The organism is Azospirillum sp. B4 (genome assembly GCF_000333275.1).
Taxonomy (GTDB): Bacteria; Pseudomonadota; Alphaproteobacteria; order Azospirillales; family Azospirillaceae; genus Nitrospirillum.
In genome coordinates this window covers 1-26,207 of sequence record NZ_BACU01000406.1, presented here as the reverse complement: position 1 = coordinate 26,207, position 26,207 = coordinate 1, and the positions used below count along the sequence as shown (strand labels likewise).

25 protein-coding genes are annotated in these 26,207 nt (G+C 66.8%); 12 read left to right on the top strand and 13 right to left on the bottom strand.

Translation table 11 applies throughout. The annotated features are described in order from the left end of the window. Positions 1–106: 106 nt before the first annotated feature. The 5 genes from I55_RS18050 to I55_RS18030 all read left to right on the top strand — a co-directional run bounded on the left by I55_RS18050 (position 107) and on the right by I55_RS18030 (position 3,893). Positions 107–625 (top strand): hypothetical protein, encoded by a 519-nt coding sequence (locus tag I55_RS18050; RefSeq protein ID WP_148293816.1) that lies wholly within the window; start codon positions 107–109, stop codon positions 623–625. Positions 626–811: 186 nt separating this feature from the next. Continuing rightward, positions 812–1,186, top strand: coding sequence for a cytochrome c family protein (locus I55_RS18045; RefSeq protein ID WP_044561968.1), 375 nt, complete (start codon positions 812–814; stop codon positions 1,184–1,186). 217 nt (positions 1,187–1,403) lie between these two features. Then, positions 1,404–1,727, top strand: coding sequence for a hypothetical protein (locus tag I55_RS18040; protein WP_148293815.1), 324 nt, complete (start codon positions 1,404–1,406; stop codon positions 1,725–1,727). An 81-nt stretch (positions 1,728–1,808) separates the two neighbouring features. Beyond that, on the top strand, positions 1,809–3,257 hold the full coding sequence (locus I55_RS18035; protein ID WP_044561966.1) for an autotransporter outer membrane beta-barrel domain-containing protein: 1,449 nt from the start codon (positions 1,809–1,811) through the stop codon (positions 3,255–3,257). Positions 3,258–3,362: 105 nt separating this feature from the next. Beyond that, positions 3,363–3,893, top strand: coding sequence for a DUF4440 domain-containing protein (locus I55_RS18030; protein WP_044561965.1), 531 nt, complete (start codon positions 3,363–3,365; stop codon positions 3,891–3,893). Positions 3,894–3,916: 23 nt separating this feature from the next. On the opposite strand, the gene I55_RS18025 is transcribed toward I55_RS18030, so the two are convergent. The 12 genes from I55_RS18025 to I55_RS17970 form a co-directional block, all read right to left on the bottom strand. After that, a complete protein-coding gene (locus tag I55_RS18025) occupies positions 3,917–4,414 on the bottom strand; it encodes a GNAT family N-acetyltransferase (RefSeq protein WP_044561964.1) in 498 nt (165 codons plus the stop codon). Beyond that, positions 4,411–4,701 carry a DUF1778 domain-containing protein gene (locus tag I55_RS18020; protein WP_044561963.1) on the bottom strand — a complete coding sequence of 97 codons (291 nt, stop codon included), beginning with the start codon at positions 4,699–4,701 and terminating at the stop codon, positions 4,411–4,413. Before I55_RS18020 ends, I55_RS18025 begins: the two co-directional genes overlap by 4 nt. A gap of 105 nt (positions 4,702–4,806) precedes the next feature. Further along, positions 4,807–7,188: an RND family transporter gene (locus tag I55_RS18015; protein WP_044561962.1), complete on the bottom strand. Its 2,382-nt coding sequence runs from the start codon at positions 7,186–7,188 to the stop codon at positions 4,807–4,809. Between the two features lie 58 nt (positions 7,189–7,246). Then, positions 7,247–8,299, bottom strand: a complete 1,053-nt coding sequence (locus tag I55_RS18010) for a YCF48-related protein (protein ID WP_044561961.1) — start codon at positions 8,297–8,299, stop codon at positions 7,247–7,249. Between the two features lie 113 nt (positions 8,300–8,412). After that, positions 8,413–10,560 carry a DUF1302 domain-containing protein gene (locus I55_RS18005; protein ID WP_044561960.1) on the bottom strand — a complete coding sequence of 716 codons (2,148 nt, stop codon included), beginning with the start codon at positions 10,558–10,560 and terminating at the stop codon, positions 8,413–8,415. 294 nt (positions 10,561–10,854) lie between these two features. Next, positions 10,855–13,713 carry an EAL domain-containing protein gene (locus I55_RS18000; RefSeq protein ID WP_252181196.1) on the bottom strand — a complete coding sequence of 953 codons (2,859 nt, stop codon included), beginning with the start codon at positions 13,711–13,713 and terminating at the stop codon, positions 10,855–10,857. Between the two features lie 276 nt (positions 13,714–13,989). Beyond that, positions 13,990–14,391 (bottom strand): hypothetical protein, encoded by a 402-nt coding sequence (locus I55_RS17995; RefSeq protein WP_044561958.1) that lies wholly within the window; start codon positions 14,389–14,391, stop codon positions 13,990–13,992. A 182-nt stretch (positions 14,392–14,573) separates the two neighbouring features. Continuing rightward, on the bottom strand, positions 14,574–14,993 hold the full coding sequence (locus tag I55_RS17990) for a VOC family protein (RefSeq protein ID WP_044561957.1): 420 nt from the start codon (positions 14,991–14,993) through the stop codon (positions 14,574–14,576). 301 nt (positions 14,994–15,294) lie between these two features. After that, entirely contained in the window at positions 15,295–16,107 is an 813-nt protein-coding gene (locus tag I55_RS33205; RefSeq protein WP_049974247.1) for a GIN domain-containing protein, read from the bottom strand. 213 nt (positions 16,108–16,320) lie between these two features. After that, positions 16,321–18,567 carry an NAD-dependent DNA ligase LigA gene (gene ligA, locus I55_RS17980; RefSeq protein ID WP_044561956.1) on the bottom strand — a complete coding sequence of 749 codons (2,247 nt, stop codon included), beginning with the start codon at positions 18,565–18,567 and terminating at the stop codon, positions 16,321–16,323. A 39-nt stretch (positions 18,568–18,606) separates the two neighbouring features. Continuing rightward, positions 18,607–20,292 (bottom strand): DNA repair protein RecN, encoded by a 1,686-nt coding sequence (gene recN, locus I55_RS17975; protein ID WP_044561955.1) that lies wholly within the window; start codon positions 20,290–20,292, stop codon positions 18,607–18,609. A gap of 99 nt (positions 20,293–20,391) precedes the next feature. Beyond that, the gene (locus tag I55_RS17970; RefSeq protein WP_064742514.1) at positions 20,392–21,408 is read right to left on the bottom strand and encodes an outer membrane protein assembly factor BamD; all 1,017 of its coding nucleotides are present in this window, start codon (positions 21,406–21,408) and stop codon (positions 20,392–20,394) included. A gap of 293 nt (positions 21,409–21,701) precedes the next feature. Here I55_RS17970 and I55_RS17965 point away from each other — a divergent pair, with 293 nt between their 5' ends. From I55_RS17965 to I55_RS39080, 7 genes are all read left to right on the top strand, one after another. Continuing rightward, positions 21,702–22,622 (top strand): hypothetical protein, encoded by a 921-nt coding sequence (locus I55_RS17965; protein WP_044561954.1) that lies wholly within the window; start codon positions 21,702–21,704, stop codon positions 22,620–22,622. Positions 22,623–22,872: 250 nt separating this feature from the next. Continuing rightward, on the top strand, positions 22,873–23,010 hold the full coding sequence (locus I55_RS37175) for a hypothetical protein (protein ID WP_159107228.1): 138 nt from the start codon (positions 22,873–22,875) through the stop codon (positions 23,008–23,010). Between the two features lie 32 nt (positions 23,011–23,042). Next, complete coding sequence (locus tag I55_RS37170) at positions 23,043–23,204, top strand: hypothetical protein (RefSeq protein WP_159107227.1); 162 nt, start codon at positions 23,043–23,045, stop codon at positions 23,202–23,204. A 366-nt stretch (positions 23,205–23,570) separates the two neighbouring features. Beyond that, on the top strand, positions 23,571–23,708 hold the full coding sequence (locus I55_RS37165; RefSeq protein ID WP_159107226.1) for a hypothetical protein: 138 nt from the start codon (positions 23,571–23,573) through the stop codon (positions 23,706–23,708). A 76-nt stretch (positions 23,709–23,784) separates the two neighbouring features. After that, positions 23,785–23,910, top strand: a complete 126-nt coding sequence (locus I55_RS39085; protein WP_286364307.1) for a hypothetical protein — start codon at positions 23,785–23,787, stop codon at positions 23,908–23,910. Positions 23,911–24,282: 372 nt separating this feature from the next. Further along, positions 24,283–24,420 (top strand): hypothetical protein, encoded by a 138-nt coding sequence (locus I55_RS37160; RefSeq protein ID WP_159107225.1) that lies wholly within the window; start codon positions 24,283–24,285, stop codon positions 24,418–24,420. Positions 24,421–24,496: 76 nt separating this feature from the next. Beyond that, on the top strand, positions 24,497–24,622 hold the full coding sequence (locus I55_RS39080) for a hypothetical protein (protein ID WP_286364306.1): 126 nt from the start codon (positions 24,497–24,499) through the stop codon (positions 24,620–24,622). A 175-nt stretch (positions 24,623–24,797) separates the two neighbouring features. Here the strand turns inward: I55_RS39080 and lpxC are convergent, their stop codons facing one another. Then, a complete protein-coding gene (lpxC, locus tag I55_RS17960; RefSeq protein ID WP_215490498.1) occupies positions 24,798–25,757 on the bottom strand; it encodes a UDP-3-O-acyl-N-acetylglucosamine deacetylase in 960 nt (319 codons plus the stop codon). Positions 25,758–26,207 lie beyond the last annotated feature (450 nt).

The following is a 26,207-nucleotide window of genomic DNA, read 5'->3' as shown; positions in this document are numbered from 1 at the left end:
ATCCCGGGTTGATGGACCATCGCCGGATGCCTTCCCCCGTATGGCAGTTGCCATTGGGGGTAAGGGATCCGGACGGATGTTCCTCCTTCGGGATCAGCGTGTCGCCATGTTGCTCAAGACTGTCTTTTTGCCCCTGACCGCCGCGGGCTTCGGCACCGTCGCCGGCCTGTGGGACCTGACCTCCGCCAGTCTGGACGGCACCTTGGTCATGCTGGCGATCGCCGGCTTTCTTCTGTCCGTGGCGGCCCCGCGCCAGTGGGGGGTGTGGGTCCTGGTCATCGGCATGGGTGTGCTGCTGGCCCACCTTGTCACCCCCGCCCGGCACGGCATGCTGTTCGACCTGACCCTGGTTTCCGGCCTGGTGGCCGGCGCGGTCGCCCTCCTGCCGGCCGCGGTGGGCGCGGTGGCGGCCCTGGCCGTGCTGTGGGTCCTGCGTCCCACCCGGCCGCAGGTCCAGCCCGTCGGCTTCGGTGCCGGCCGGTCGGGCGCCTTGGCCCAGCCCACCCTGACCCAGCCCTCCCTGTCGCAGCGGGGCGCCCAGGTCGCGCGGCGCACCGCCGGCCGCATGGTGGCCCTCAACAGCAGTGGCTTGCGGGGCCAGCCCAGCCTGGACGTCGGGGACTGATCCGCACGGGGTCGGTATGGTACGGCCCCGCTCTTCGACGCTATCCATCTAATATGTCTCGGCTTTTCACGAGTGGGACAGTGCGCCCGATTGACAGCGTCATCCGGGGCCCCCTACCGTCGCGCCCTGTTCCGCGCCCGAATGGGCCGGAGCCGCACGTCACACGAAGATTTCAGGGGTCGTTTCATGAAGATTGCCACCGTTGTCGCCCTCCTGGCCATCGCCGCCGCCGGAACTGCCACCGCTGATCCGGTCGGCGATGCCATGAAGGGGGAAAAGGTCTTTCAGCGCTGCAAAGCCTGCCATAGCGCGGAGAAGGACGGCGCCGACAAGCTGGGTCCCAACCTATGGGGTGTGGTCGGCCGCAAATCGGCGACCAAGGAGGGCTTCAACTACTCCCCCGCCATGAAGGCCGCCGGTAAGACCTGGGACGCCGCCACGCTGGATGTCTACCTGACCAATCCCAAGGCGTTGGTGCCCGGCAACCGCATGGCCTTCCCCGGCATTCCCGCCGCCCAGGACCGCGCCGACGTCATCGCCTATCTGTCCAGCCTGAAGTGAAACCCACCCTGAGGCCCCGGCTATTGCGGCCGGGGCCGATTCCTTGCAGTCAACCGACTGCTGCCGCAACGACACAACCGGTGATATTCGGAATTCTGCGCCCTTTGGTCCCTTGACGGCGGGGGAGGCAGTTGTGGGACCCTCGTTCCGCGTCGAGAACGAGCGGGCCGCCTGAACGGCCCGCCGTCCAGGGAGAGGGAGCCCAATGACCAGCCGGATGTTACGCACGACCACCGCCATGGCGGTGGCGATGATGACGTCTTTCGTCGGTTTGACGACCAGCGCAAACGCCCAGCAATATTCCGCCGGCATCGTGTTCGGCGACAGCCTCAGCGATCCAGGCAACCTGGTGCCGCTCGGCCTGGCGCCGCCCGCACCCTATTACAACGGCCGCTTCTCCAACGGCCTGCTGTGGGATGAGAAGGTGGGAGCGCTGCTCGGGGGCGTGCCGTTCAAGAGCTACGCCTATGGCGGTGCCCGCTCAACGGCCGAACGGCCCATCGATTTCCTGAACCAGATCAACGCCTTCCTGGGGGGCTAAGCCCACCGTCAGCAGCAGCCAGCTGTATTCGTTGTGGATCGGGGGCAACGACTATTTTCATTACGCCAGCATAGCGGCGGCGTGGATGCCGCGACCGAGGCGGCCGGCGTCGTCGCCAACATCGGCACCGGGGCTGGCAAGCTGATCGCGGCCGGCGCCCGCAACATGCTGATCTTCAACCTGCCCAACCTGGGCAACACGCCGTCCATCTCCGCGCAGGGGGCCGCCACGGCGCTGGCCGCCAACCAGCTGACGGCCATCCACAACGCCGACGTCCTGGCCCTGACCAAAAGCCTGAACGGCACCAGCGGCGCCCGGGTCATCCTGGTGGACGTCAACACCATCTTCAGCATGATCCAGGCCAATCCCTCGGCCTATGGCATCACCGACGCCACCCACTCCTGCCTGCTGGGCGGCAAGGCGACGGGCTACTGCACCGCGTCCAACATCAACACCATGCTGTTCTGGGACGATGTGCACCCGACCACCACCGGGCACACCCTGGTGGCGGAATATGTGGCGGGCACGTTGACCACCGTGCTGCAGGCGCCGCAAGCGGCGGTGGCGGCCACGCAGCTGAGCTTCATCGCCGATGACGGCATGACCGGGTCCGTCCGCGCCCGCCTGAACGGCATCCGCTCCGGCACCGCCGTCGCCGGCGTGGGGGGCGGCATGGGGACCGGGACGGAGACGGGCCGCGATGGACGCGTGGGCATCTTCCTCTACGGCAACTATGGCACCGGCCACCGTGACGCCCTCGATGGCCAGATGGGCTACACCTACGACAGCTATACCGGCGCCTTCGGCGTCGACTACCGCGTGTCGGACAAGGTGACCACCGGTCTGGCCCTGGGCTATGGCGACAACCGCATGAACTTCCAGGGCGGTTTCGGCAAGGATGAGCTGCACGCCTACAACCTGATGGCCTATGCCACGGCCCAGATGGGCGCGTTCTATGCCGACGGCATGCTGACCTATGGCTATGACGAGTTCACCAAGATGCAGCGCCAGACGGGATTCGCGCCGCAGCCTTGGGGCAACGCCGCGCCCAGCGGCAACACCTATGGTGCCAGCCTGTCGGGTGGCTACAATATCAGCCTGGGCAGCCTGTCCCTGGGCCCCACCGCCGGCCTGCGCTACACCCGGGCCAGCATCCGGGAGTATACGGAGAAGGACGCGGGCGCCCTGGCCCTGTCCGTCCCGGATTTCGACGCCGAAAGCCTGCGGGCCCAGGTGGGCGCCCAGGCGGCCGTGCCCTTCGTCGTCGGTGACGTGGTGGTGGCGCCGCAGGTGCAGGTGGGCGTACAGCATGAGTTCCTGAACTCCGGCCGTATCTTCCAGGCCACCCTGCCGGGCGGCCAGATCGCGGAGACCAACGCCGGCGCCGGCAAGCGCACCTCCTTTGTGGGCGGCGGCGGCCTAGCCATCCAGGGCAACAGCGTCAGCTTCGCCGTCTCCTACCAGGGCACCTTCGACAATGGGGAGCGCACGGACCACGCCGTGATGGGCCACCTGCGCGTCGGGTTCTAAGACCATAAAGACGCTGACCGCCTTACCGGGCCGCGGGATATTCCCGCGGCCCATTTGTTGTTACGCTGTCGAGCATAAGAACAATAGTGAGGGAGGGATCGTCTCATGTCCCGCTGGCCCATGTCCCACTGGCCCATGTCCCGCTGGCGTCACGTCATCCCCTTGAGCTTGGCCGCCGCCGTCGCGCTGGCGGTTCCCGTCATCGGCCGTGTGGGGGCGGGGCCTTTGCCCAGCACCCCCGCCCAGTCCATCCTGGACACCGACCGCGCGTTTGCCGCCAAGGCACAGGAGGTGGGCGTGGGGGCCGCCTTCCAGGCCTACGCCGCCGAGGAGGTCACGCTGCTGAACCGCGCCCAGCCCAAGGTCGACCGCGCGGCCCTGGCCACGCTGTTCCCGGCCGGTCTGGAACTGGAATGGGCGCCGGAGGACGCGGCGGTCTCCGCCGACGGCACCCTGGGCTATAGCTGGGGCAAGGCCCACTCCCGCCTGAAGAAGCCGGACGGCACGGTGGTGGACCGCCCGCCTGTCCGCTACGTCACTGTTTGGCGGCGTCAGAAGGACGGCCAGTGGCGCTTCATCCTGGACGGCGGCACCGTGGATCCTGAATGGGAGGCGGCGCAGTCCAGGCCGCAATAGCGGATGGCGATTGGTGGCGCGGATTACGCGATGGTTCGACGCACGTCCTTCAACAGAATGTGCAGATGATAAATGTCGCTGGGAGATGGGGCGAAGCCATAGCGTTCATAGAAGCAGCGCGCCTCGTCATCCTTGGCGTGAACCACAAGGGCGCCTATGCCCGCCAAGTCCGCGGCTTGCAGCGTTCGCACCATCGCATCCTTGAGGAGCCCGGCACCAAGCTTCTGGCCTTGGCGGTCTGCGGCTATGGCGAGCCGTGCCAGAAGCATAACAGGGACCGGATGACGGGCCATGCCCTTGGTCAGTCGCTCGGCCGCATCCGTGTAGGCTATTTCGCCAACGGCAAGGCTGTAGAAGCCGACTACCTGGTCGCCGCTTAGGGCCAGATAGGTGTTGGATGCTCCTGACTGTTGGCTCTGCAGGGCGTGGCGGGTCAGGAAACGGTTGAGCGCTTCCTTACCGCAATCGAACCCCTCAACATTATGGGTGCGGCCAAGTTTTTCGATACGCAACCGGCTCATTGGCTGAGCGGTTGCTCGAACACGCTGGGCTCGGTAAGAAGCGCCTTGAGTTCGGCGACAGGCTTGGCCGGCGCGTCAAGGGCATCCTGAAAAGCCTGCCACTGCTCGGCATCAAGACCGAACCGCGTCCGATCTGGTAGGGTTTCCGCTGCACGGGCGAGCGCGCTCTCGATCACGAACTCGCTGACAGAACGTGAAGTGGCCACAGCCGCCAGTTGCAAGGTGCGCTTGGCGCCCGGCGTCAGTCTCAGGTCAAGCTTCTGTGTGCGGGGAGCGGTTTTAGCCATAGGATATCTCCTTGGCGCCGATTATGGCAAAGTTGCCCGACAATGTCATGACGGAATTCGCTACTTTGCCGTATGAGCTGGTGGTGTGCTTGGGCGCCGCCAGCATCAGTGCGCCGCGAAGTTCCGTTTCTGCGCCCGCTTGACCTCGCCCTCGAACAGGCGGGGGAACAGGCGGTACAGCATGGCGGCGATGGCGGGCAGCAGGATGATGGCGCCCAACATGTTGGCGATGAAGACGAAGGTCAGCAGCTCGCCCATGTTGGCCTGGAACTTCAGGGCGGAGAAGGACCAGGTGGCCACGCCCACCGCGAGGGTGAGGGCGGTGAAGAGGATGGAGCTGCCGGTTTCCTGCAAGGTCTTGTAGTAGGCCTCGGCGAAGCCCAGGCCGTGCTTCAGGTAGGATTGCAGGCGGTTGAAGATGTAGAGGCCGTAGTCCACGCCGATGCCCACGCCCAGGGCGGTCACGGGCAGGGTGCTGGTCTTCAGGCCGATCTTCAGCTCGGCCATCAACGCGTCGCACAGCACCGAGACGACGATCAGGGGCAGGACGGTGGCGATGGTGCCGACGACGGAGCGGAAGGTGATGGCGCAGAACACCAGCACGGTGGCGTAGACCCACAGCAGCATGGGCGTCTCGGCCGCCGTTACCGCCTGGTTGGTGGCGGCCATGACGCCGACATTGCCCGTGGCCAGGCGGAAATGGATGGGCCCCTTGTCACTGGCGTCGGTGCCGTTGGCCCTGTTGTAGGCCTCCACTGCCTTGACCACGCGGTCGATGGTCTCCGCCTTATGATCCTTGGTGAAGATCATGACGGGCATGACGGAGCAGTCGGCGTTCAGCAGGCCGGTGGACGTTTCGACGGGGGAGACGGCGCGCACCAGCACCTGGCTGTTGCGGGGCAGCACCCGCCAGTTCAGGTTGCCCTCATTCCAGCCCATGTTGACGGTCTTCATGACCTGGGGCAGCGACAGGGTGGATTGCACCCCCTCGACATTGCGGATCCGCCAGGCGAAGTCGTCCACCTGGCTGGCGACGGTGTAGTCGATGCAGCCGTTGGCCGGCGCCTCGGCGATGACCTGGATGATGTCCACGCCGATGGCGAAATGCCCGGCGATGAAGTCGGCGTCCTTATTGTAGCGGCTGTCCGGCCACAGCTCCGGCACGCCGGCCTCGGCGTCGCCGATGACGCGGCGGCCGGACTCGTGATGGGCCCAGGCGAAGACGGCCAGGCCGATCATCAGGGCCGGGATCGCGCCCTTGGGCCGGGCGAAGACGGTGAACACCTTCCACACCGCGTCGAACCGGTCCACCTGGCCGGCGACGCGGCGGCGGTAGCTGTCGCCCAGCGTCAGGAAGGACAGCGCCACCGGCAGGATCACCAGGTGGGTCAGGACGATGATGACCATGCCGACGGAGGCCGACAGCGCCAGTTCCTGGATCATCTGGATCTTGACGATGCGGATGGTCAGGAAGGCGATGGCGTCGGCCACCAGGGCGCTGGCGCCGGGCACCAGCAGGCGCTGGAAGCTGATGCGGGCGGCGGAGAAGGCGTCCGCCCCCTTGCCGATCTCCTGCGTGATGGTGCCTACGTTCTGCACGCCATGGCTGATGGCGATGGCGAACACCAGGAAGGGTACCAGGATGGACATGGGATCCATGGCCAAACCCATCAGCACCAGCAGGCCCAGCTGCCAGATGACGGTGACGACGGACAGGGCCAGCAGCACGGCGGTCATGCGGAAGGACCGGCCGTAGACATAGACCAGCAGGGCGGTGATGACGAAGGCCACGCCGAAGAAGCCGATGACGCCCACGGTTCCGTCGGCCACGTCACCCATGGCCTTGGCGAAGCCGATGATGTGGATGTCCACGCCGTCGCCCGCGTACTTGGCCCGGATGGCCTCCAGCTTCTTGGCCACGTCCATATAGTTCAGCTTGGCGCCGGTGCTGGGGTCGCGGTCCAGCAGCTGGATGCTGACCAGGGCGGCGGTGAAGTCCTCCGCCACCAGGCGACCCACCTGGCCCGACTTCAGCACGTTGCCGCGCACCACGTTCAGCCAGTCCGGCGTGGCCTTGAACTCCGCCGGGATGACGTTGCCGCCGCTGAACCCATCCTCCACGATCTCGATGAAGCGGACGTTGGGGGTGAAGAGGGAGGTGACGCTGGCCCGGTCCACGCCGGGGATGAAGAACACCTCGTCCGTCACCTGCTTCAGCTTGGTGAAGAATTCCGGCGTGTAGATGTCACCCTTGTCGACGCTCAGCGCCACCACCACGCGGTTGGCCCCGCCGAATTCCTTCTGATACTGCAGGAAGGTCTTCATGTAGGGGTGTTCTTGCGGCAGCTGCTTCTCATAGGCCGTGTCCACCGCCAGGTGACTGGCCTGCCAGGCGAAGAAGGCCGTGGCCAGCGCGAACAGCATCAGCACCACCTGCCGGTGGCGGAAGATCACGGCGTCGAGGAAGCGGGGCAGGGACGTCAGCATCGGGCACTCGGGGGAAACGGGGGAACCGGGAAAAGGCGGTCAGGGGCGGCGCTGGCGGTCAGGGCAGCGCGCCCATCAGCTTCGGGCCCTCATCGCCCAGCAGGATCAAAGTGCCATCGGCGCCGCGGACCGCGTCGGCCAGGGCCAGGCGGTCGGGGCGGTAGGTCAGCTTGAAGCTGGCCCCGCCGTCGCTGCTGCTCAGCACGGTGCCCAATGCACCCACCAGGACGACATGGCCGTCGGGGCTGGCGACGCCGCCCATCAGGCCGGCCTTGGTGCCGGTGTCTATGGTCTGCCAATTCTGGCCGCCGTCGGTGGAGCGGAAGGCATGGCCCTGCAGGCCGAAGACCACCACCGTCGTGCCACCCACCGCCACGCCGCTGAACAGCGAGCCCTCATAGGGCAAGGCACGCTTGGTCCAGGTGCGGCCCTTGTCGGCGCTGGTGTAGACGCCGCCGGCCTCCCCCACCACCATGCGGGTGTCGCCGCCAGTGGCGAAGATGGCGTTCAGGTGCAGGTCGTCATCGGTGATGCGGCGCTTGGTCCAGGTCTTGCCGCCGTCGGCGGTTTCCAGGAACAGGCCGTAGGCGCCAACCGCGATGCCATGGTCGGCGTCGTCGAACAGCACATCCATCAACGGCTGTTCCCAGTCGGGCGCGAAGTTCTGCAGGGTCCAGGTCTCGCCACCATCGACGGTGTGCAGGATGGTGGCGTCATGGCCCACGGCCCAGCCCTGTTTGGCGTCGATGAAGCGCACGCCGGTCAGGGTGGCGTTGGCCGGGGCGGGCGCTTGGCGCCAGCTGTGGCCATTGTCGTCGGACAGCAGGATATGCCCGCGTTCCCCAACCGCCACCAGCCGCGTGCCCGCCAGCGTGCCGGCCAGGATCAGGGAGCGCGGGGCGAGAGGGGCTAGCAGCGCCGGGATGGGGGAATTGGCGGCCGGGGTCTTCCCCGCGATGGGCGCGGTGACCTTGATGGCGGATGATGAGGGGCTGTCGCCGGCCGTCATCTCCCTCGCCCTTAGGTTGTCCCCGGGGGCGAGGCTGGAGGCCAGGGCCAGGGACAGGGCGCCGGCGGCGAGCCGGGCGGCGGGGAGGCGGCATTTCATCATTCAAGTCGCCGGCCGCCTCTCGGCGGCCGGCGCCCATAAAACCAGGAAAGGGATGCCCCCTATCACGGGATCGCCGGGTGAAATCCAGCGGTCCCGCGACGGGCTGGCCGGGATCAGAAAGAGTACTTCAGGCTGAAGCTGACGAAGTCGCGGTCGTTGATCAGGTTGAAGTCACCGCCACCGAAGAAGTTGGTGTAGCCCAGGTCGGCCGACCACTTGTCCAGGAAGGTGGCGGTCAGGCCCACTGACACGGCCTTGCGGCCGTCGATGAAGGTGCCGACGGGCAGCGGCGTGGTACCATGCACGTCGTGTTCCCAGACGATGCGCGGCATCAGGTTGATACCGGCGATGGCGTTCAGGTAGTCGAAGCGGGCGACGATGCGGTAGCCCCACGAGAACTCGGTGCCGAAGCCGTTGGTGGCCACGCTCTCCATGCCGCCGAGGCCCAGGAAGTTGGCGTTGCCGCCCACGTTGGTGCCGGTGCCGCTGAAATGCACGCCATCGGGCATGTTGTGGACGAAGTCGGCGCCCACCTCACCCAGCAGGATGACCTGGTTGGCGCCCATCATGGGCGGCAGGTCCTTGGTGAAGGTCATCTGCACCTGGCTGATGTCGTACCGGCCATAGCCTTGGATGGTGCTGCCGAACAGGCGGGACGCGCTCTGCTCGATCTCCGCCGTCGTCGTGCCCTGAATGCCGCCCAGGCGCTTGATCAGCGCGTTGGTGTTGAAGATGTGGGCGGCGGCGGTGGCCGCCTGCTGCGCGCCGGCGGTGGAACCGGCCGCGGAACCCTGCGCGGCACCGGCGGCCTGGGCCGCGGCCAGGGAGGCTGGGCCGCCGCCGGCGGCGATGGCGGCCTGAACGGCCGCCTGCAGGGGCGCCGGCAGCGAGGTGTAGGATGTGCCGACCAGCGACGGGGCGGCGACCGACAGCACCTTGTTCACGGCCGTCTGATAGGCGGCGGTGGCGGCGGCGGTACCCTGCGCGGCGCCCAAGGCGGCACCCTGGCTGGCACCGGTGGAGATGAAGCCGAAGACGGACGGCGCTGCCAGCATGGCCTGCAGCACGTCGACGGCGTCATACTGCAGGGGCTGGCCCTTGCGGAACGAGTACTCGCCCTGGACGGCCACGCCTTCAATACTGGTATTGAAGCTGACGCCGTACATCTTGATGTCGTTGACGTAGTCGGCGTAGTAGCCGCTGTGGTTGCTGAACGTCTCCGGATTGGACGCGAAGTCGCCAAACGTGCCGACCTTGACCGACAGGTCCGGCACCCGGTTGTTGTATTTCATGAAGAACAGGCCGAAGTCGGTGTCGCCCAACGCCGGCACGGAATAGTGGATGCCAAAGCCGAACTGCCCGTCGTCGCGACCGTTGTGGTCGTTCAGGCGCGGCACGTTGGTGCCGAATGGGGCGATGGGCGTGACCTGGCCCAGGATGGGGTTCTTGACGGTGCCGTTGGTCTCGATCGCGTGCTGCAGGGGGCTGTCGGCCGCCAGCGGGTTGCCGAAGGGCAGCGACAGGTAGCGGGCACCCGGCGACAGGGCGTCGTCGCTGCTGAAGTAGGTGCCGGCCGGATCCAGCAGCGTCTTCTCCCACTTGAACTGGTAGAAGGCTTCGACGCTCAGGTTGTTGGTCAGGCCCAGGTTGGCGCTGATCATCGGCACCGGCAGGAAGACTTCCTTCAACTCCGTGCCCGGCTGGTGCAGGGCCGACACGTCCACCGGGTTGATGGCGTTGATGCCGTTGGGGATGAAGGTGCTTTCACCCCAGCTCAGCACCTGGTTGCCGGCGCGCAGGCTCAATGTCGTGTCGCCGCCCAGGTTGAAGTTGCCGTAGGCGTAGGCGTCCAGCAGGCGGGCATAGGCGGCCGACTGGTCGCGGGCTGTCGAGCTCAGCGTGAAGGCGCCGGTGCGGGCGGCCGAGGTGCTGTTGGCGTCGTTGTTGATGGGGTCGTAGAAGAAGGTGGCGCGGCCGAAGAAGCCGATGTTGTCGTAGTCCACCTTCAGTTCGTTGGTCATGCGCCCGGTGCTGGACACCAGGCCGGTGCCATAGTTCAGGTCGCCGTTGTCCTGGTTGATCGAGGAGGCGTTGCCGCCGTTGGCCTTGCCCACCAGGTTCTTGTCGCGTTCCTGCACGCGGATCAGGCCGCCGAAGGTCAGCGTGGTGTTGAAGCTGCCCTCAAGATCGCCGCTGCTGAAGTCCAGGGCGCGCGCCGGCACGGAAGCAAGCAAGGGCACGCTGAGCGCCGCGACGCTCACACCCGCCAGAATACGAGATTTAAGGCACGACTTCCCAAAGACGTTCGCCACCATGCGTCTTTCCTCCCTGCACGTTATTTTTAGGACCCGAGTCGTTCCTGGCATTACTGCCTGGGACTCCTGTCCGGCCTCTCTGCGGCAAGCCTCGGTTTTCCGAACGTTGCCGTCAAGCCATTGATGAGCAGGATCAAGGGATTCCGCGGGGAATAGGGCAATTCTGCAACGCCATTCAACCCGGTTTCCGGGGTCGCGCGGCGGGTGTTCGGGGGGTTGCCAGTAGGCGTCAAGCCGGGTTCAGGACGCCGCTGCGCGCATCTCGGCGGGCTGCAAAAAAGTTTTGCAAAAGTCGTCGGCCGGTCGTGGCTTTGAGAAGAAGAAGCCCTGAAGCTGGTCACACTGATGCCGACGCAGGAAGTCCAGCTGCTCTTCGGTCTCGATTCCCTCCGCCACCACCGTCAGGCCCAGCTGCCGGCCCATGGCGATGATGGTGGCGGCGATCGCCGCCGTATCGGTGTTGGAGGTGGCCTCCGACACGAAGGACCGGTCGATCTTCAATGTGGTGATGGGTAGGCGCCGCAGGTAGGACAGCGAGGAATAGCCCGTGCCGAAGTCATCGATGGCGATGGAAATGCCCTGGGCCCGCAGTTCCGCCAGGGTATCGGCGATGTAGGCCAGGTTGGACATCATCGCCGTTTCCGTGATCTCCAGCTCCAGGAATTCCGGGCCCACGCCGTATTCCTGCAACAGCTGGCGCACCCGGTCGGCGAACTGGCCGGAGGAGACCTGGCGGACGGAGACGTTGACGGCCACGGGCAGCGGTTGCAGCCCCTGTTCCTGCCAGGCCCGGATTTGCGCCAGCGCCGTGCGCATCACCCATTCGCCAATGGGAACGATGAGGCCGTTCTCCTCCGCCATGGGGATGAAGCTGGCGGGCGAGATGGGTCCCATTTCCGGATGCGTCCAGCGGATCAGTGCCTCCGTGCCCACGGGCTTCAGCGTGTCCAGGTCGATCTTGGGCTGGTAGTGCAGGGTGAACTGGTTGAGGTCCAGGGCCTCGCGCAGCGCATGCTCCATCGACAGCCGCGCCACCGCCTCCTCGTTCATGCGGGGCGTGAAGAATTGGTAGCTGTTGCCGCCGGCCGCCTTGGCGTTGTCCATGGCGGTGGCGGCGTCACGCAGCAGGGCGTCGGTGTCGCCGGCGTCGCCGGGGAACAGGCTGATGCCGATGGAGGTGGTGATGAACAACTGCTGCCCGTCGATGGCGAAGGGCCGGGTCAGGCCCACCAGGATGGCCTCGGCAATGCGGGCGGCCACCTGTGGCTCTGGCAGGTCCTCCGCGATCACCATGAACTCGTCGGCACCCATGCGGCCCACCGTGTCGGCGGCGCGCACGCAGGACACCAGGCGCTGGCCCAGGGCGCGCAGCAGCTTGTCGCCAACCTGGCTGCCCAGGCTGTCGTTCACCAGCTTGAAGCGGTCCAGGTCCATGACCAGGACGGCGACCGAGGTGCCCTTGCGGGCGCCGTGGGCGATGGCGTGCTGCAGGCGATCCTGCAGCAGGGTGCGGTTGGCCAGGCCGGTCAATGGATCGTGGGTACTGACGTACAGCAGCTGCTCCTCGAAGCGCTTGCGGTCGGTCACGTCGGTCATGGTGCCGGTGAAGCGCAGGGGACGGCCCCGCTCGTCCCGGATGGCCAGGCCGCGCGCCTCGATCCACAGCCAGCTGCCGTCGCTTTTGCGCAGACGGAAGACGCTGAGGTAGTCGCCGCTTTCGCCCGACAGGTAACGCTCGATGGTGCCCATGGTGGCGGGAGCGTCATCGGGATGCAGCAGGGCTTCCAGCGGCTTGTCGTGCCAGGGGCTGGCACCGCCGGGATAGCCCAGCATCTCCAGGAATTCCGGGCTCCACCACGTCAGGCCGGTGGCGAAGTCGGCGTCGAACACGCCGCTGCGGGTGGCGCTGACGGCCTGCTTCAGCCGCTCCTCGCTTTCGCGTACGGCGCGTTCCGCCCGTTTGCGTTGGGTGATGTCCTGGATGACACAGATGGCGGTGCGCCGCGTGCCCACCCGCATCTGGCTGACACCGAAGGCGATGGCGAACGTGGTGCCGTCGCGCCGCCGGCCCTGCACCTCCGACCGGTGCTCGCCCCCGTGGCTGCTGCCCTGGCGGCGCAGGCTGGACATCAGCTCCATGGACACGCGCGGCCAGTCCTCATCGGCGATGAAGCTGACGAAGGGTTGCCCCGCCGCCTGCCCGGGCTCATAGCCGAACAGCCGGTGGGCGGCGCCGTTCATGGTGGCGACGCGCAGGTCCTCATCCAGGGTGATGATGCCGTCGGCCACATTGTCCATGATGCCGGACAGGTGCGTCTCGCGCTCGCGCAGGCGGGCCTCCACCCGCTCCCGTTCCACCAGCGCGCGGTCGAATTCCAGCAGCAGCTCGTTGGTGGTGCTGGCCAGCAGGCCCAGCTCGTCATCCGCGTGTTGCGGTGGCACGGTCAACAGCAGGTCGGCTGGCCGGCGGGCGTCCACCGCCGCGATGCCGCGTGTCAGCCGCAGGAAGGGTTTGGATAGCGAGATGTAGAAGACAACCACCAGGATCAGGGCCAGCGCCACCGTCCACACCAGGCCCACGCCCAGCACGATGGCGGAGCGGCGGAAGAAATCCAGGGCGATCAGGTAGCGGTCGACGCTGACCTTCAGCACGCCCACGTTCTGGTGGTGGCGCTCGATGACCAGCTGGATGGAGAAGGTCTTCTCCTGCGGCAGCAGAATCTCCGCCAGCCACTTCAGCCCGCCTTCCGTCTCCGGCCGGTCCTTGGCGGCCAGCTGGTTGCCGAAGTCCTCGTAGATCACGGCGTGGTACAAGGGGCGGTATTCGAACAGGCCGGTCAGCACCCGTTCGGCCAGCGCCTGGTCGAAGGCGTAGGCGGCCTCCGCCGCTGGCTGTCGCGCCGTGCTCAGCACCTGCTGCACCAGCTGGTCGGTCTGCTGTTCGACGTTGAACAGGTCGTAGGTGATCTGGGCGGTGTTCAGGATGATGCCCAGCGCCAGGGTCAGCAGCGCCGTATTGCGCGCCTGCTTGTAAGACAGGCGCTTGCGCAACGGCAGCCGCACCTTCTCGCGGGTGGTCGTCTTGTCTTCAGGCGGCATCTCCGGACCCATGTCCTGCGCGGCGGCTCCCTGGCCTACTGCCTGGCCCCCTCCCTGGCCGTCGCGCGGCCCCGCGGCGGTGACGGGCGGCGCCCCCCCGAACTGTGCCAGGGTGCGGGACGACAACGGTGCCTCGGAGGACGGTGGGGGCGTCATGCCAACCTTTAGGTCGCGGGGCGTTTGGACAAAAGCGGCAACGGCCGCTTGTCGGTGACCTTAAGACGTATGGGGGGCTGGAGTCTCGCACTTCCGTATAAGCGGCGGCGTCGGATCATTTCAGCGCTCTTCCACGATGTTGCGGAAGATTTTCAGCCATTCGTCGGCGGTGGCCCGCTTACGAAAGCTGACGACGAAGGCCTGGGCGTGGCGGCGTGACTTCACCGTCATCTCGAAATGCTGGTCCTTGGCCTGATAGCGCCAGGCCGTCAGATCCTTGGCTGCCAGCAGCACCGGCGGGTGCTTGTCCAGGCCCTTGCCAATCACGGCCACGCGGCCGCGCGCCTCGTCGGCGGCGATGCCCGTCCCTTCGTGCGCGTGGCGTTCGGTGATGGTGAAGCCCTCCAGGGCCTCGAATCGCCGGAATATCTCAGTGTCCGACGGGCCCCGCGTGGCCAGCCAGGCGGCCAGCGCCAGGAGCAAGCCCATCCCCATCACAGCCAGGACGATCAGCAGCATCATGGGCTTAGGGATAGAATGAACGGGCCGGCCCCGCAACCTTGTGTGTGCCCTCCGGCGCCGGGCGCGGCCGTCCGGCCGCTTGGCTTATCCTCCCTTTCCAGTCCACTTCGTTCCCCAGAAAGGTCCGGCGGCCCCGCTTGGGGCCTGCGACGGCATGGGACGATACCCATGCCGCCGTCTTGTCACCAGGTGCCGGTGTTGGGCATGGAGGCCCAGGGCTCCTGCGGGGGCAGGGCGTCGCCCGACTGCAGAAGTTCGATGGAGATCTGGTCGGGGGAGCGGACGAAAGCCATGTGCCCGTCGCGGGGTGGGCGGTTGATGGTGACGCCCGCGTCCATCAGTCGCTGGCAGGTGGCGTAGATGTCGTCCACGGCGAAGGCCAGATGGCCGAAGTTGCGGCCGCCGGTGTAGACCTCCGGGTCCCAGTTCCAGGTCAGCTCCACCTCCGACTCCGGCGTGCCGGCGGCCGCCAGATAGACCAGGGTGAAGCGGCCCTTCTCATAGTCGCGGCGCCGCACCAGCCGCAGCCCCAGCTTGTTGATGTAGAAGTCCAGCGAGGCGTCCAGGTCGGTGACGCGAACCATGGTGTGCAGGTATTTCATCGACGCATCCCCGGCTGATGTCGTGTGGGTGCCGACCTTATACCAACGGCATTTGATCGTGACCTCTCAAATGCCCCTCAATCGCCGGGCGCCAGCATCCGCTGGCTTGGCTTCCTCGCTGCGCCCTGTGGTGCTCGCTCCGGCGGACGCAGTCGCGTCCTACAACGGCACGAGTCAAAATCTCGTGCCGCTGATATTAGGCCGTTGTGGCGAAAGACGAAAGCCCGCCGGACTGACCGGCGGGCTTTCTGAAGGGGTGGCGCCGCCCCGCGCGGCATCCCCCTTCCGGTGGCAGGGGCCCTCAGTGCCCGGCGTTGCGGACGCGGACCTGGCCGGAGCCGTGCTGGCTGATGGACTGGTTGGTGGCGACGCCGTCCATGGTGAAGTCGCCGGAGCCGGCGATGTCCACCGACAGCGGGTCGGCCTTGCCGGCGTGGATGGTGACGTTGCCGCTGCCGTGGATTTCGGCGGAGACGGAGCCGTTGACCGAGGCCATGTCCACGTTGCCGGACCCGCTGATCTCCAGCGACACATCGCCGTTGGTCTTGCCGGTGCGCACCTTGCCGGAGCCCTTGATCTCGACGGAGACGGCCTTGGCGATGTCGCCGACGCTGATGTTGCCGCTGCCGGTGACGTCCAGGGCCGCCGACTGCACCCGCCCGACGGTGATGGAGCCGGAGTGCAGGTCCTCCACCGCCAGGTCCGCGTTCAGGTCGCCCGCCGTCAGGTCGCCGACGAAGTCATCCACCGCCAGGCCGGTGCCGGCCGGGATGGTGATGCTGACCTTCATGAAGTCACGATCGCTGTAGTGTTCGTGGTGGCGATGCTCCTGCTCCACCTTCGCCTTGTCGCCCTCGCTATGGAAGGACAGGCGGTTCACCTGGTCATCGTCGCCGGTGGCGGTCACGGTGATCTCCTTGGCGGAGGACGAGACCGTGATCTCGACATTGGCCACCAGCCCTTCCAGTTCCAGCGTGCGGCCGCGCAGGGTCTGCGGGCCGATGGTACCGGCGTGGGCCGGCACGGCCACCAGGGCGATGAACAGGGCGGCTAGCGGCGCCGCGGCCAGGGGGGCGACGGACAAGGCGGCCGGGCGGTGGGGAATGCGGAACATGGACGGGGCTCTCCCTGACGGTAGAAGGCGGGAGCCGCCGCCGGCGGCGGCCCCGATAGCATGCGGCCCGTTGACGCCGGGTCGGTTGCCGCCTTCATCGCAAGGGGTGTGCCAGTTCCAGGAACCGCGGAAATCCTGGAGGATGGGCCAATGTGCCCGGCATGAATGGCGATTTAATCGCCTTTTGTGCCAGTCGAGTGGCCAGTTTCGCCATTATTCCGGGGTGGTCGTCTTGCCGCCGATCAGGTCCACCCATTCCTGTTCCGTCAGGATGGTCAGGCCCAGTTCGCGGGCCTTGGTGGCCTTGGAGCCGGCGTCGGCGCCGACGACCACATAGTCGGTCTTGGCGCTGACGGAGCCCGCGACCTTGGCCCCCAGGCTCTCCGCCTTGGCCTTGGCCTCGCTGCGGCCCATGGTTTCCAGCGTACCGGTGAAGACCACGGTTTTGCCCACGACAGGGGAACCGGTGGTGCTGGGCCGCTCATAGGTTTCCACGGTTATCTGGGCCAGCAGGCGGTCCAGCACGGCGCGGTTATGCTCTTCCCGGAAGAAGGCCATCATGTCGTCGGCCACGCCCACGCCGATCTGCTCGATGGCGCACAGCTCGGCATAGGCCTCGCCCACCAGCTCCGGCTTGCGCTCGGCGGGCTGGGCCGCCCGTTCCTCCGCCGCCTTGATCATGGCGTCCCGCCAATGCTCCACCGTCAGGTAATGGCGGGCCAGCAGCTTGGCGGTGGCCTCGCCCACCTGGCGGATGCCCAGGGCGTAGATCAGGCGGTCCAGGCCGATGGTGCGACGGGCCTCGATGGCGGCGAACAGCTTCTCCACCGACTTCTTGCCGAAGCCGGTCATGGTGACGATGCGGTCGATCCGCTCGGCTTCCCGCTTCTCCAGGGTGAAGATGTCGGCCGGCTCGCGGATGCGGCCCTGGCTGAAGAACAGCCGCATGCGCTCGATGCCCAGGCCCTCGATGTCGAAGGCCAGGCGGCTGGTGAAGTGGATCAGGCGCTCCACCGCCTGGGCCGGGCAGATCAGGCCCCCGGTGCAGCGACGCACCACGCCATCGGGCTCGGCTTCCGCTTCGGTCGCCGTTTCAGTCGGGGGCGCTTCCTCACCCCCGGCAGCCCCCTCGACGGCGGCGGTTTCCGCCGCCACGTCGGCCTTCTCGGCGGTGGAGCGCACAGCCAGGCTGCCGCAGGCGGGGCAGTGGGTGGGGAAGACGAAGGGCTGGGCATCGGCCGGCCGCAGGGCGGCGATCGACGTCACGATCTGGGGGATGACGTCGCCAGCGCGCTGCACGATGACGGTGTCGCCCACCCGCACGTCCTTGCGCCGGATCTCATCTTCGTTATGCAGGGTGGCGCGGGAGACGACCACGCCGCCCACGGTGATGGGCTCCAGCTCCGCCACCGGGGTCAGGGCGCCGGTGCGGCCCACCTGGATGCTGATGGCCCTCAGGATGGTCTGAGCCTGCTCCGCCGGATACTTGTGCGCCGTGGCCCAGCGTGGCGTGCGGGTGCGGAAGCCCAGGCGCTCCTGCAGGTCCAGCCGGTCCACCTTGTAGACCACGCCGTCGATGTCGAAGGGCAGGGTGGCGCGCTGGGCGCCGATGTCGCGGTAATACTCCAGCAGCTCATCCGCCGTGCGGCACTGACGTGATGGCTCACTGATGGTGAAGCCCAGCTCGGCCAGGCGTTGGCGGCTTTCCGACTGGGTGGCGCCCAGCGGTTCCGACAGCTCCCCCCAGGTATAGGCGAAGAAGCGCAGGGGCCGGCCGGCGGTGATGCTGGCGTCCAGCTGGCGCAAGCTGCCGGCGGCGGCGTTGCGCGGGTTGGCGAAGACCTTCTCACCCTTCTCGGTCTGCGCCTTGTTCAGCGCCAGGAAGTCCTCGCGCCGCATATAGACCTCGCCGCGCACCTCCAGGACCGCCGGCGCCTTCCCGCGCAGCGTGTTGGGGATGTCGTCGATGGTGCGGACGTTGGCGGTGACGTCCTCGCCCTCCGCGCCGTCGCCCCGCGTGGCGGCCTGCACCAACTGCCCGTTCTCATACCGGATGGACAGCGACAGGCCGTCGATCTTGGGCTCGGCCACGAATTCCAGGGGGGCCCCGTCGTCCAGCACCAGGAAGCGGCGGACGCTGGCGACGAAGTCGGCGACGTCCCCGTCCTCGAAGGCGTTGCCCAACGACAGCATGGGCACCTTGTGCTTCACCTTGCCGAAGCCGGCGGCGGGGGCGGCCCCCACCGTCGCCGTGGGGCTGTGGGCGCCGGCCAGGTCCGGAAAACGGGCCTCCAGGACCGTCAGGCGCTTTTCCAGGGCGTCGTAGTCGGCGTCGGAAATCTCCGGCGCGTCCTTCTGGTAATAAAGGGCGCGATGGTGGGTGATCTCCGCCACCAGGCGGGCGTGTTCGGCCTGGGCGTCTTCAAGGGTCAGGGTGTCGATGGCGGGCAGGGCGGCCATGGCATGTACTCGGCAGGCGGGGAGGTGATGGCGCCGGCCTCAGCCGGCGGCCATCAGTTCGGAGGCGGCGGCGCGGGCGGCGGCGGTGATCTCGGCGCCCGACAGCATGCGTGCGATCTCCTCCCGCCGCTCCTCGGCTGAGAGGATGACCACATCGGTGGTGGTCTTGGCCCCGGTCACGCGCTTGCGGACGTTCAGGTGATGCTGGCCGCGGGCGGCCACCTGCGGGCTATGGGTCACCACCAGCACCTGCAGGCCGGCGCCCAGGCGGGCCAGGCGTTCGCCCACGGCATTGGCCACGGCACCGCCGATGCCGGTGTCGACCTCGTCGAACACCAGGGTGGGCACCGTGCCGACCTGCGCCAGGATCACCTTCAAGGCCAGCATGAAGCGGGCGAGCTCACCGCCCGACGCGATCTTGGCCAGCGGACCCGGCGGGGCGCCGGGGTTGGTGGCGACGGTGAAGGCCACGCGGTCGCTGCCGCCGGGACCCCAATCGACCTCACCCACGGTGTCCACGGCGGTGACGAAGCGCGCCTTTTCCAGCTTCAGGGGCGCCAGCTCGGCCATGACCGCCTTGTCCAGCTTGCCGGCGGCCTTGCGGCGCTCCTCGGTCAGGGCCGTGGCGGCGGCGGCATAGGCGGCCTTGGCCTCACCCGCTTCCTTGGCCAGGCGGGACAGCAGGTCGCCCTGATCCTCGATCAGCGACAGGCGGCGGGCGAAGTCGGCGCGCAAGGGGACCAGACCGGCCACGGCGATGCCGTGCTTGCGGGCGCAGGCGCGCAACGCGAACAGCCGCTCCTCCAGCTTTTCCAGGGTGGCGCCGTCATGGTCCATGTCGTTGGCCATGACCTGCAGGGCGCGCGCGGCCTCCCCGATCTCGGCGGCGGCCTGGTCCAGGACGGCGATCAGCGAGTCCAGCTGGCCTGCGGNCCTGTCGGCCACGCGGGTCAGGTGGCGCAAGGCGTTGGCCAGCGCCCGTTCCGCCCCGCGCTCGCCGGAGATTTCCCCGGCGGCACCGGTCAGCGCCTCCACCAGCTTCTCCCGGTGCATCATGACGGCGCGGCGCTCGGCCAGCGCCTCTTCCTCATTGTCCTTGGGGTCCAGGGCGTCCAGTTCGGACAGGGCGTGACGGACGTATTCCTCCTCCTCCCGCGCCCGGGCGGCCTCGCGGTCGGCGTCCAGGCGCGCCGTTTCCGCCGTTTGCCAGGCACGGTAGAGGCCGGACACCTGGGCGCGCTTGGCGGTCAGGCCGGCGTAATCGTCCAGCAGGTCGCGGTGGGTCAGCGGGTTCAGCAGGCCGTGGGTGTCGAACTGGCCGTGCACCTCCACCAGCGTTTCGCCCACGCGGCGCAGCAGGGCCACGCCCACCGGCTGGTCGTTGATGAAGGCGCGGGAGCGGCCGTCGGCCGTGACGGTGCGGCGCAGGACCAGGGTGGTGTCGGCGTCCAGATCCTGTTCGCGCAGGATGGCCAGGGCCGGATGGTTGTCGCCACGGCTTCCCGCATGGGGGCCGAGATCGAACTCGGCCACCACCGTCGCCTGGTCGGCGCCATGGCGCACCAGGCCGCTGTCGCCCCGCCCGCCCAACGCCAGGCCCAGTGCGTCCAGCAGGATGGACTTGCCGGCGCCGGTCTCACCGGTCAGCACGCACAGGCCTTGGCCGAACGACAGGTTCAGCCGTTCGATCAGGACCACGTCACGGATCGAGAGGGACGCCAGCATGGCACTCACCCGGTTTTTCGAGCCTTGAGACACGAAGGGCCCCGGACCGGTCTGTCACCGGGCCGGGGCCCCGCTGTCGGGATAGGATTTTTCTAGGGCTTAATCACCAAAAAGCCAACCCAAGAAGCCGCGATCCTTGCCTTCCTGGCGCGGCTTCTCCTTCTTCGCGTCGGTGTCGGCCGGCTTCTGGTCCGGGGTCTTCAGGTCGCCGGCCTTGGCGTCGGGCTTGCCCGCCGCCGGGGCGGTCTGCCCTTCGGGCGTGGCGGCCGGTGCCGCCCCGGGGACGCCAACGGGTGCCGCTTGTTCCTTGGCGGACAGGTTGATCGGGATGACGCGCGGCTTGGGCACGTCCTTCATCAGGTCGTAGGTGTTCTGGTACCAGTCGCTGCCCGGGTAGTTGTACCCCAGCACGGCGGCGGCCTTGCGCGCCTCGTCCAGCATGCCCAGCGACAGGTAGACCTCCACCAGGCGGTGCAGGGCCTCCGGCACGTGGCTGGTGCTCTGGTATTGGTCCACGACCTGGCGGAAGCGCTTCATGGCGGCCAGGTTCAGGCCCACGCTCTGGTAATAGCGGCCGATGTCCATCTCCTTGCCCGCGAGATGGTCGCGGGTCAGGTCGATCTTCAGCTTGGCGTCGCGGGCGTAGGGGCTGGTGGGGAAGCGGCGGATGACCTCTTCCAGGGCCTTCAGCGACTGCACGGTCGGCGTTTGATCGCGCCGCACGTCGGAGATCTGCTCGTAGTAGCAGAGGCCCTTCAGGTAATAGGCGTAGGCGACGTTGGGGTTGCCGGGGTGCAGGCTGATGAAGCGATCCAGCGAACCGATGGACTCGTCATACTTAGCGGCCTGGTAATAGGCGTATGCCGCCATCAGCTCCGCGCGCATGGCCCAGGTGGAATAGGGGTGCTGCTGTTCCACGGCACCGAACAGCAGGGCCGCCTTCTGGTATTCGCCCCGATCGATGGCGTTGCCAGCCTCGGAGTAGATCTGCTCCACTGGGCGTTCGATGTAGGGCGCTTCCTTCTCATCGCTGGAGCAGGCCGCTGCCGCGATGAGCGCGAGCGGGGCCAGGAGGCTGAGACGGCGGGGCGACAAGGCAATGCGGGGGAAGGACAAGGGCATCTTCTCGGGGCGGAATAGGCGGCGGGATGCGCGACGGCGTGTTATAGCACGGGTCAGCCGCCCGCCGCCAAGCGGCACATTGTCGGCCAAACAGCGAAATTTTCAAAAAAAGTGCCCCGCCGGGAAGCCTGGCCACCCGTGTGCATATCCTACACGGGTGTATAGGGTGGGGGCTGGCGGGTCATTTTTACATCGACACCTACCCGTGTTCGGAGTGGATGTGCATAGGGGCAACCGCTAGCCTGGAACAGCCCCTTCGTGTCGGAACGCCTTTCAACCCCATCGCCATGCTAAACAAGACGGCCAAGCCCAACGTCACGGAATTCAGCTTTACCCACGCGGCGCTGTGCCTGCCCAATTCCTTCTTCACCCTCAGCCACGGCGAGGCCGTGCTGCAGATCGACCTGGGCGACGCGCGGGGCGCCATTCCGTTGCGCCAGGTGGCGCAGATGTTCAGCATCGCACCCGACAGCACCGACGGCCAACTGCTGGGCATGATCGCCCAGAGCCTGAAGTTCGTGCGCATCATCCGCAACGGCGACCGCATCCCCTCTGAAATCCTGGATGGCACCGCCTCCTGGTCCATCGAGTCCCGCCACCGCGACATGGCCTTCCTGAAGATCGGCGGGTCGCTGCTGAAGGCGATCGCTGGTGTCCGCGCCGATACCACCACCCTGGATGAGAGCGATGAGGCCAAGCGGCGCATGCGCGAGCAGGCGGCGGAAATCGCCGCGCTGGTCGGTGTGGCGGTGGAGCGCAAACAGGAGGTGGTGGACAGGGTGGAGGTACTGGCCAATGAACTGGCGTTCCTGGAGGCGCTGCGGGAGTACTTCAAGCCGGTGTTCGACATTGGCCGCAAGCTGCGCGAGATGCAGAAGCTGGCCCGTGGTGACCGGGAACTGGACCACCAGCTGCGCCGCATCCAGTCCCTGCTGAAGGTGCCGGTGAAAAATACCGCTCCTGGTTCGATGAGTTGGAGGCCGGGACGGGCGAAGGCGTGGCGGCCGCTGAAACAGTTCGACGGCACCGTCGCCATGCTGCGCCGGCACCGCGACGCCCTGCATTTCGAGACCATGGCCTGGGAGGACATCCCCCAGCGCTGGAAGACCCTGGACCCGGCCAAGGATGAGGCGATGTTCGAGGTCGGCCGCCTCTACCGCTTCCTGGCGTCGCGCTATCTCGATACCAAGGTCTGGTTCGGCGGCTGAGTGCCAGCCGGCGCCATTGACCATCGGTGGACGATACATGGTGTCCGAATACGGACAGTGGGCGATTTCGAACGCTGAAATGGTAGCGGTATTCGCCAATTGTGGCGAATGGGGCCATTTAGTGGCGCCGTTCGGTGAATGCCTCATGAATCCCTGAGCGAGAATGACGGAACTCCGCGGATTTTGGCGGTTGGCACGCCCCTTGCTGATAGGGGAGGCATCACCAACCCACCCTCCGATGGAGATCACGATGTCATCCTTCACCGTCGCGCCCCGCACCGCCTCCTTCCGTTTCTTCAAGTATCTGCCCAGCACCGACGTCGTCGAAACCGTCGCCATGCTGGCTGTGGCGCTGCTGATCAGCGTCAGCGTCAACACCATGCTCTGATCCACGCCAGTCAAACGAAGGGACACGAAATCATGACCACCCGGACCGCCACCGCCTCGACCCGTAGCGCCCCCGCCGGCAGCCTGGCTGAGCGCCTGGTCGTCATCCTGCCCCGCGTCGCCGCCGTGGTTGAAGCCGCCGGCATGCTGGCCGTCGCCGCCGTCATGGCGCTGTGCATCAACGCGATCCTGTAAGCGTCCAGACACACTTGCGCGCCGCCCCGTCTGAACCGGGGGCGGCGCTGGCCGGATCGCCGGCCCCAATCGAAAGGCCTTCTTCCCCAGCGGGGAAGAGGGCCTTTCGCTTTTCGGGCGCCGGTGATGCCGCCGTCCGGTGGCGCACAGTCTTGGCTGTCCGGAAATGGACAGTGTTCGGAAGCGCGCAAGCCATAATCGCCCATTAAAATACTAAATCGCCATTCAGGCGACTTTGTGACGCGAGGCTTGCTCTGGAAGTAGGGATTCTGGCGCGAACTCCAGGATTCCTGCCCCTTCTGACAGTTGGCACAGCCCTTGCTACTACAGGGACAACACCGACCAACGATCCTGATGGAGCTGAAAATGACCGCCTTCGCCGCTTCCTCTCGCACCGCTTCCTTCCGCTTTTTCAAGGTGTTGCCCGACCTCGCCGTGGTCGAGGGCGTGGCCATGATGGCCGTCGCGCTGCTGATCGCCGCCAGCATCAACGCCATGCTGTAAGCGCCAGCCTCCAGCCAACCACTCATCATCGACCATCGCCTGACCAGCGATCATCAGTCACAAGGGGATAAAGATCATGACCACCATCACCGCCACCGCCGTCTCCACCAGTTTCGCCGCCCGCCTGTCCTCCCTGGTTGAGGCTGCCGGCATGCTGTCCGTTGCCGCCATTGTGGCGCTGTGCGTCAACGCCATGCTGTGACGCTTCCGACGATCACGGTGCGCGCCCAGCCTTGATGCGGGCGCGCCGGCCAGGTTCCGGCATAAACGAAAAGGCTCCCTTCCCAAGCGGTGAAGGGGGCCTTTCGCTTTTTGGGCCTGGCGCAAACGTGTGCGGATGGCATCCGGCGGCGGACACGTGGAGGTGTTCGAAAGCGGACAGTGTCCGAAGGCGTACAGGGCGGGGTAGCGATTTTTGATACTAAATCATCATAGCGGCGACTTTGTGGCGGCCGGCGAGTGGGGGTGCGTTGGATGGAGCCTGAAACCCCAGGATTTCCGCCGCTTTCGGCACTTGGCACACCCCTTGCTGATATAGGGACAACACCGACCAACGATCCCGATGGAGCAGAAAATGACCGCCTTCGCCGCTACTTCCCGCACCGCTTCCTTCCGCTTTTTCAAGGTGTTGCCCGACCTCGCCGTGGTCGAGGGCGTGGCCATGATGGCCGTCGCGCTGCTGATCGCCGCCAGCATCAACGCCATGCTGTAAGCGCCAGCCTCCAGCCAACCACTCATCATCGACCATCGCCTGACCAGCGATCATCAGTCACAAGGGGATAAAGATCATGACCACCATCACCGCCACCGCCGTCTCCACCAGTTTCGCCGCCCGCCTGTCCTCCCTGGTTGAGGCCGCCGGCATGCTGTCCATCGCCGCCGTCGTGGCGCTGTGCGTCAACGCCATGCTGTAAGGCGCGCGGGCGCGTCCAGACCTGGCGGCCGGGCACCGGCCACATACGGAAAAGGCCTTCTTCCCGAATGGGGAAGAAGGCCTTTTCGTTTTGAGGCTCAGTTATTCGTGTTGTGTTGCTTGTTTTGCGCTTGTTGGCCGGACGGATCGGCGGCGGGGTTCTGCAGAACCAATATTCAGGCGGTCGCGGCCAGCATGGGGCGTTCCCAGGCCGGGGCCACGAAGGCGGGGTCGACCTGCTCCACGACCTCATAGGCGGAGGCGTCCGCGAACAGGGCGTGCAGCAGCTTGTTGTTCAGGGCGTGGCCGGAGCGGACGCCGGAGTAGTGGCCGACGATGGCGTAGCCCGCCATGTACAGATCGCCCACGGCGTCCAGGATCTTGTGGCGCACGAACTCATCATCGAACCGCAGGCCGCCCTCGTTCAGGACGCGGTCGCCGTCGATGACGATGGCGTTGTCCATAGAGCCGCCGCGGGCCAGGCCGGCGCGGCGCAGCATGTCCACTTCCTGCAGGAAGCCGAAGGTGCGGGCCTCGGCCACTTCATCCTTGAAACTGTCGGCCTCCAGGCGGACGAAGCCCTCCTGGCGGCGAACGGCGGCGCTGGCGAAGTCGATCTCGAAGGCGAAGCTGGAACCGGACGCGGGCGTCAGGGTGGCGACCTTCTCGCCCTCCACCACCGACACGGGGCGCAGCACGCGGATGATCCGGCGGGCGGCGGCCTGCGGGGTGATGCCGGCGCATTCGATCAGGAAGACGAAGGGGGCGGCGCTACCATCCATGATCGGCACCTCGGCCCCGTCCAGATCGATGAACAGGTTGTCGATGCCACAGCCGCGCAGGGCGGACATCACGTGCTCAACCGTGCCCACCGTGGCACCCGAGGCGTTGCCCACCACCGTGCACAGCCGGGTGTCGACCACCGCGTCCCAGCGGGCCGGGATGGTGGCGTGCGCCTCGGTGGCGCCACCGCGCAGCAGGTCCAGCCGGCGGAAGACGATACCGGTGTTCGCGGGTGCCGGGCGCATCGTCATGGCAACGGGCAGGCCGGAATGCAGGCCGACACCGGTGCAGTTGATGGGGGCCTTCAGCGTCTGCTGGCGGGCGGCGGTGGTGATTTCACGATCGGCGTACACGGGTCCAACTTCCTTGATGCTGCCGTGATACGGGGCGGGCCGGGCCTTTCCTGCATCACATGCGCCCCAGGGTTATGTCCCCAGGGACTTGGGTTCGGACGAGGGCGGTGGGGTGGTCCGGATCGACCTGGGGCCCTGCCATTCACGTCCGGCGACCGGTTCGGCATGCGGTCCAAAATTCGGACCCTGCCGCCTTATCGCCTCGGCTCTGACGTCCGATCTTGCTGTGAACCGCATGTTGCGGTGCATCGAAGGCCAAACGTCATGCTGCCTAAGTAACGCCGTGACGCCCAGGCTTCAAATCACTCTTTGTTACCGAATGTTACGTGACGCTATGCGTATCTACTTGAGCACAAATGCAATTTTGCCTTCTTGTCGCCACAAATGAAAAGGGCCGCTTTCCTGCGGGAAGCGGCCCTTCGCATGATGCGATGCAGTGACGTCAGTCAC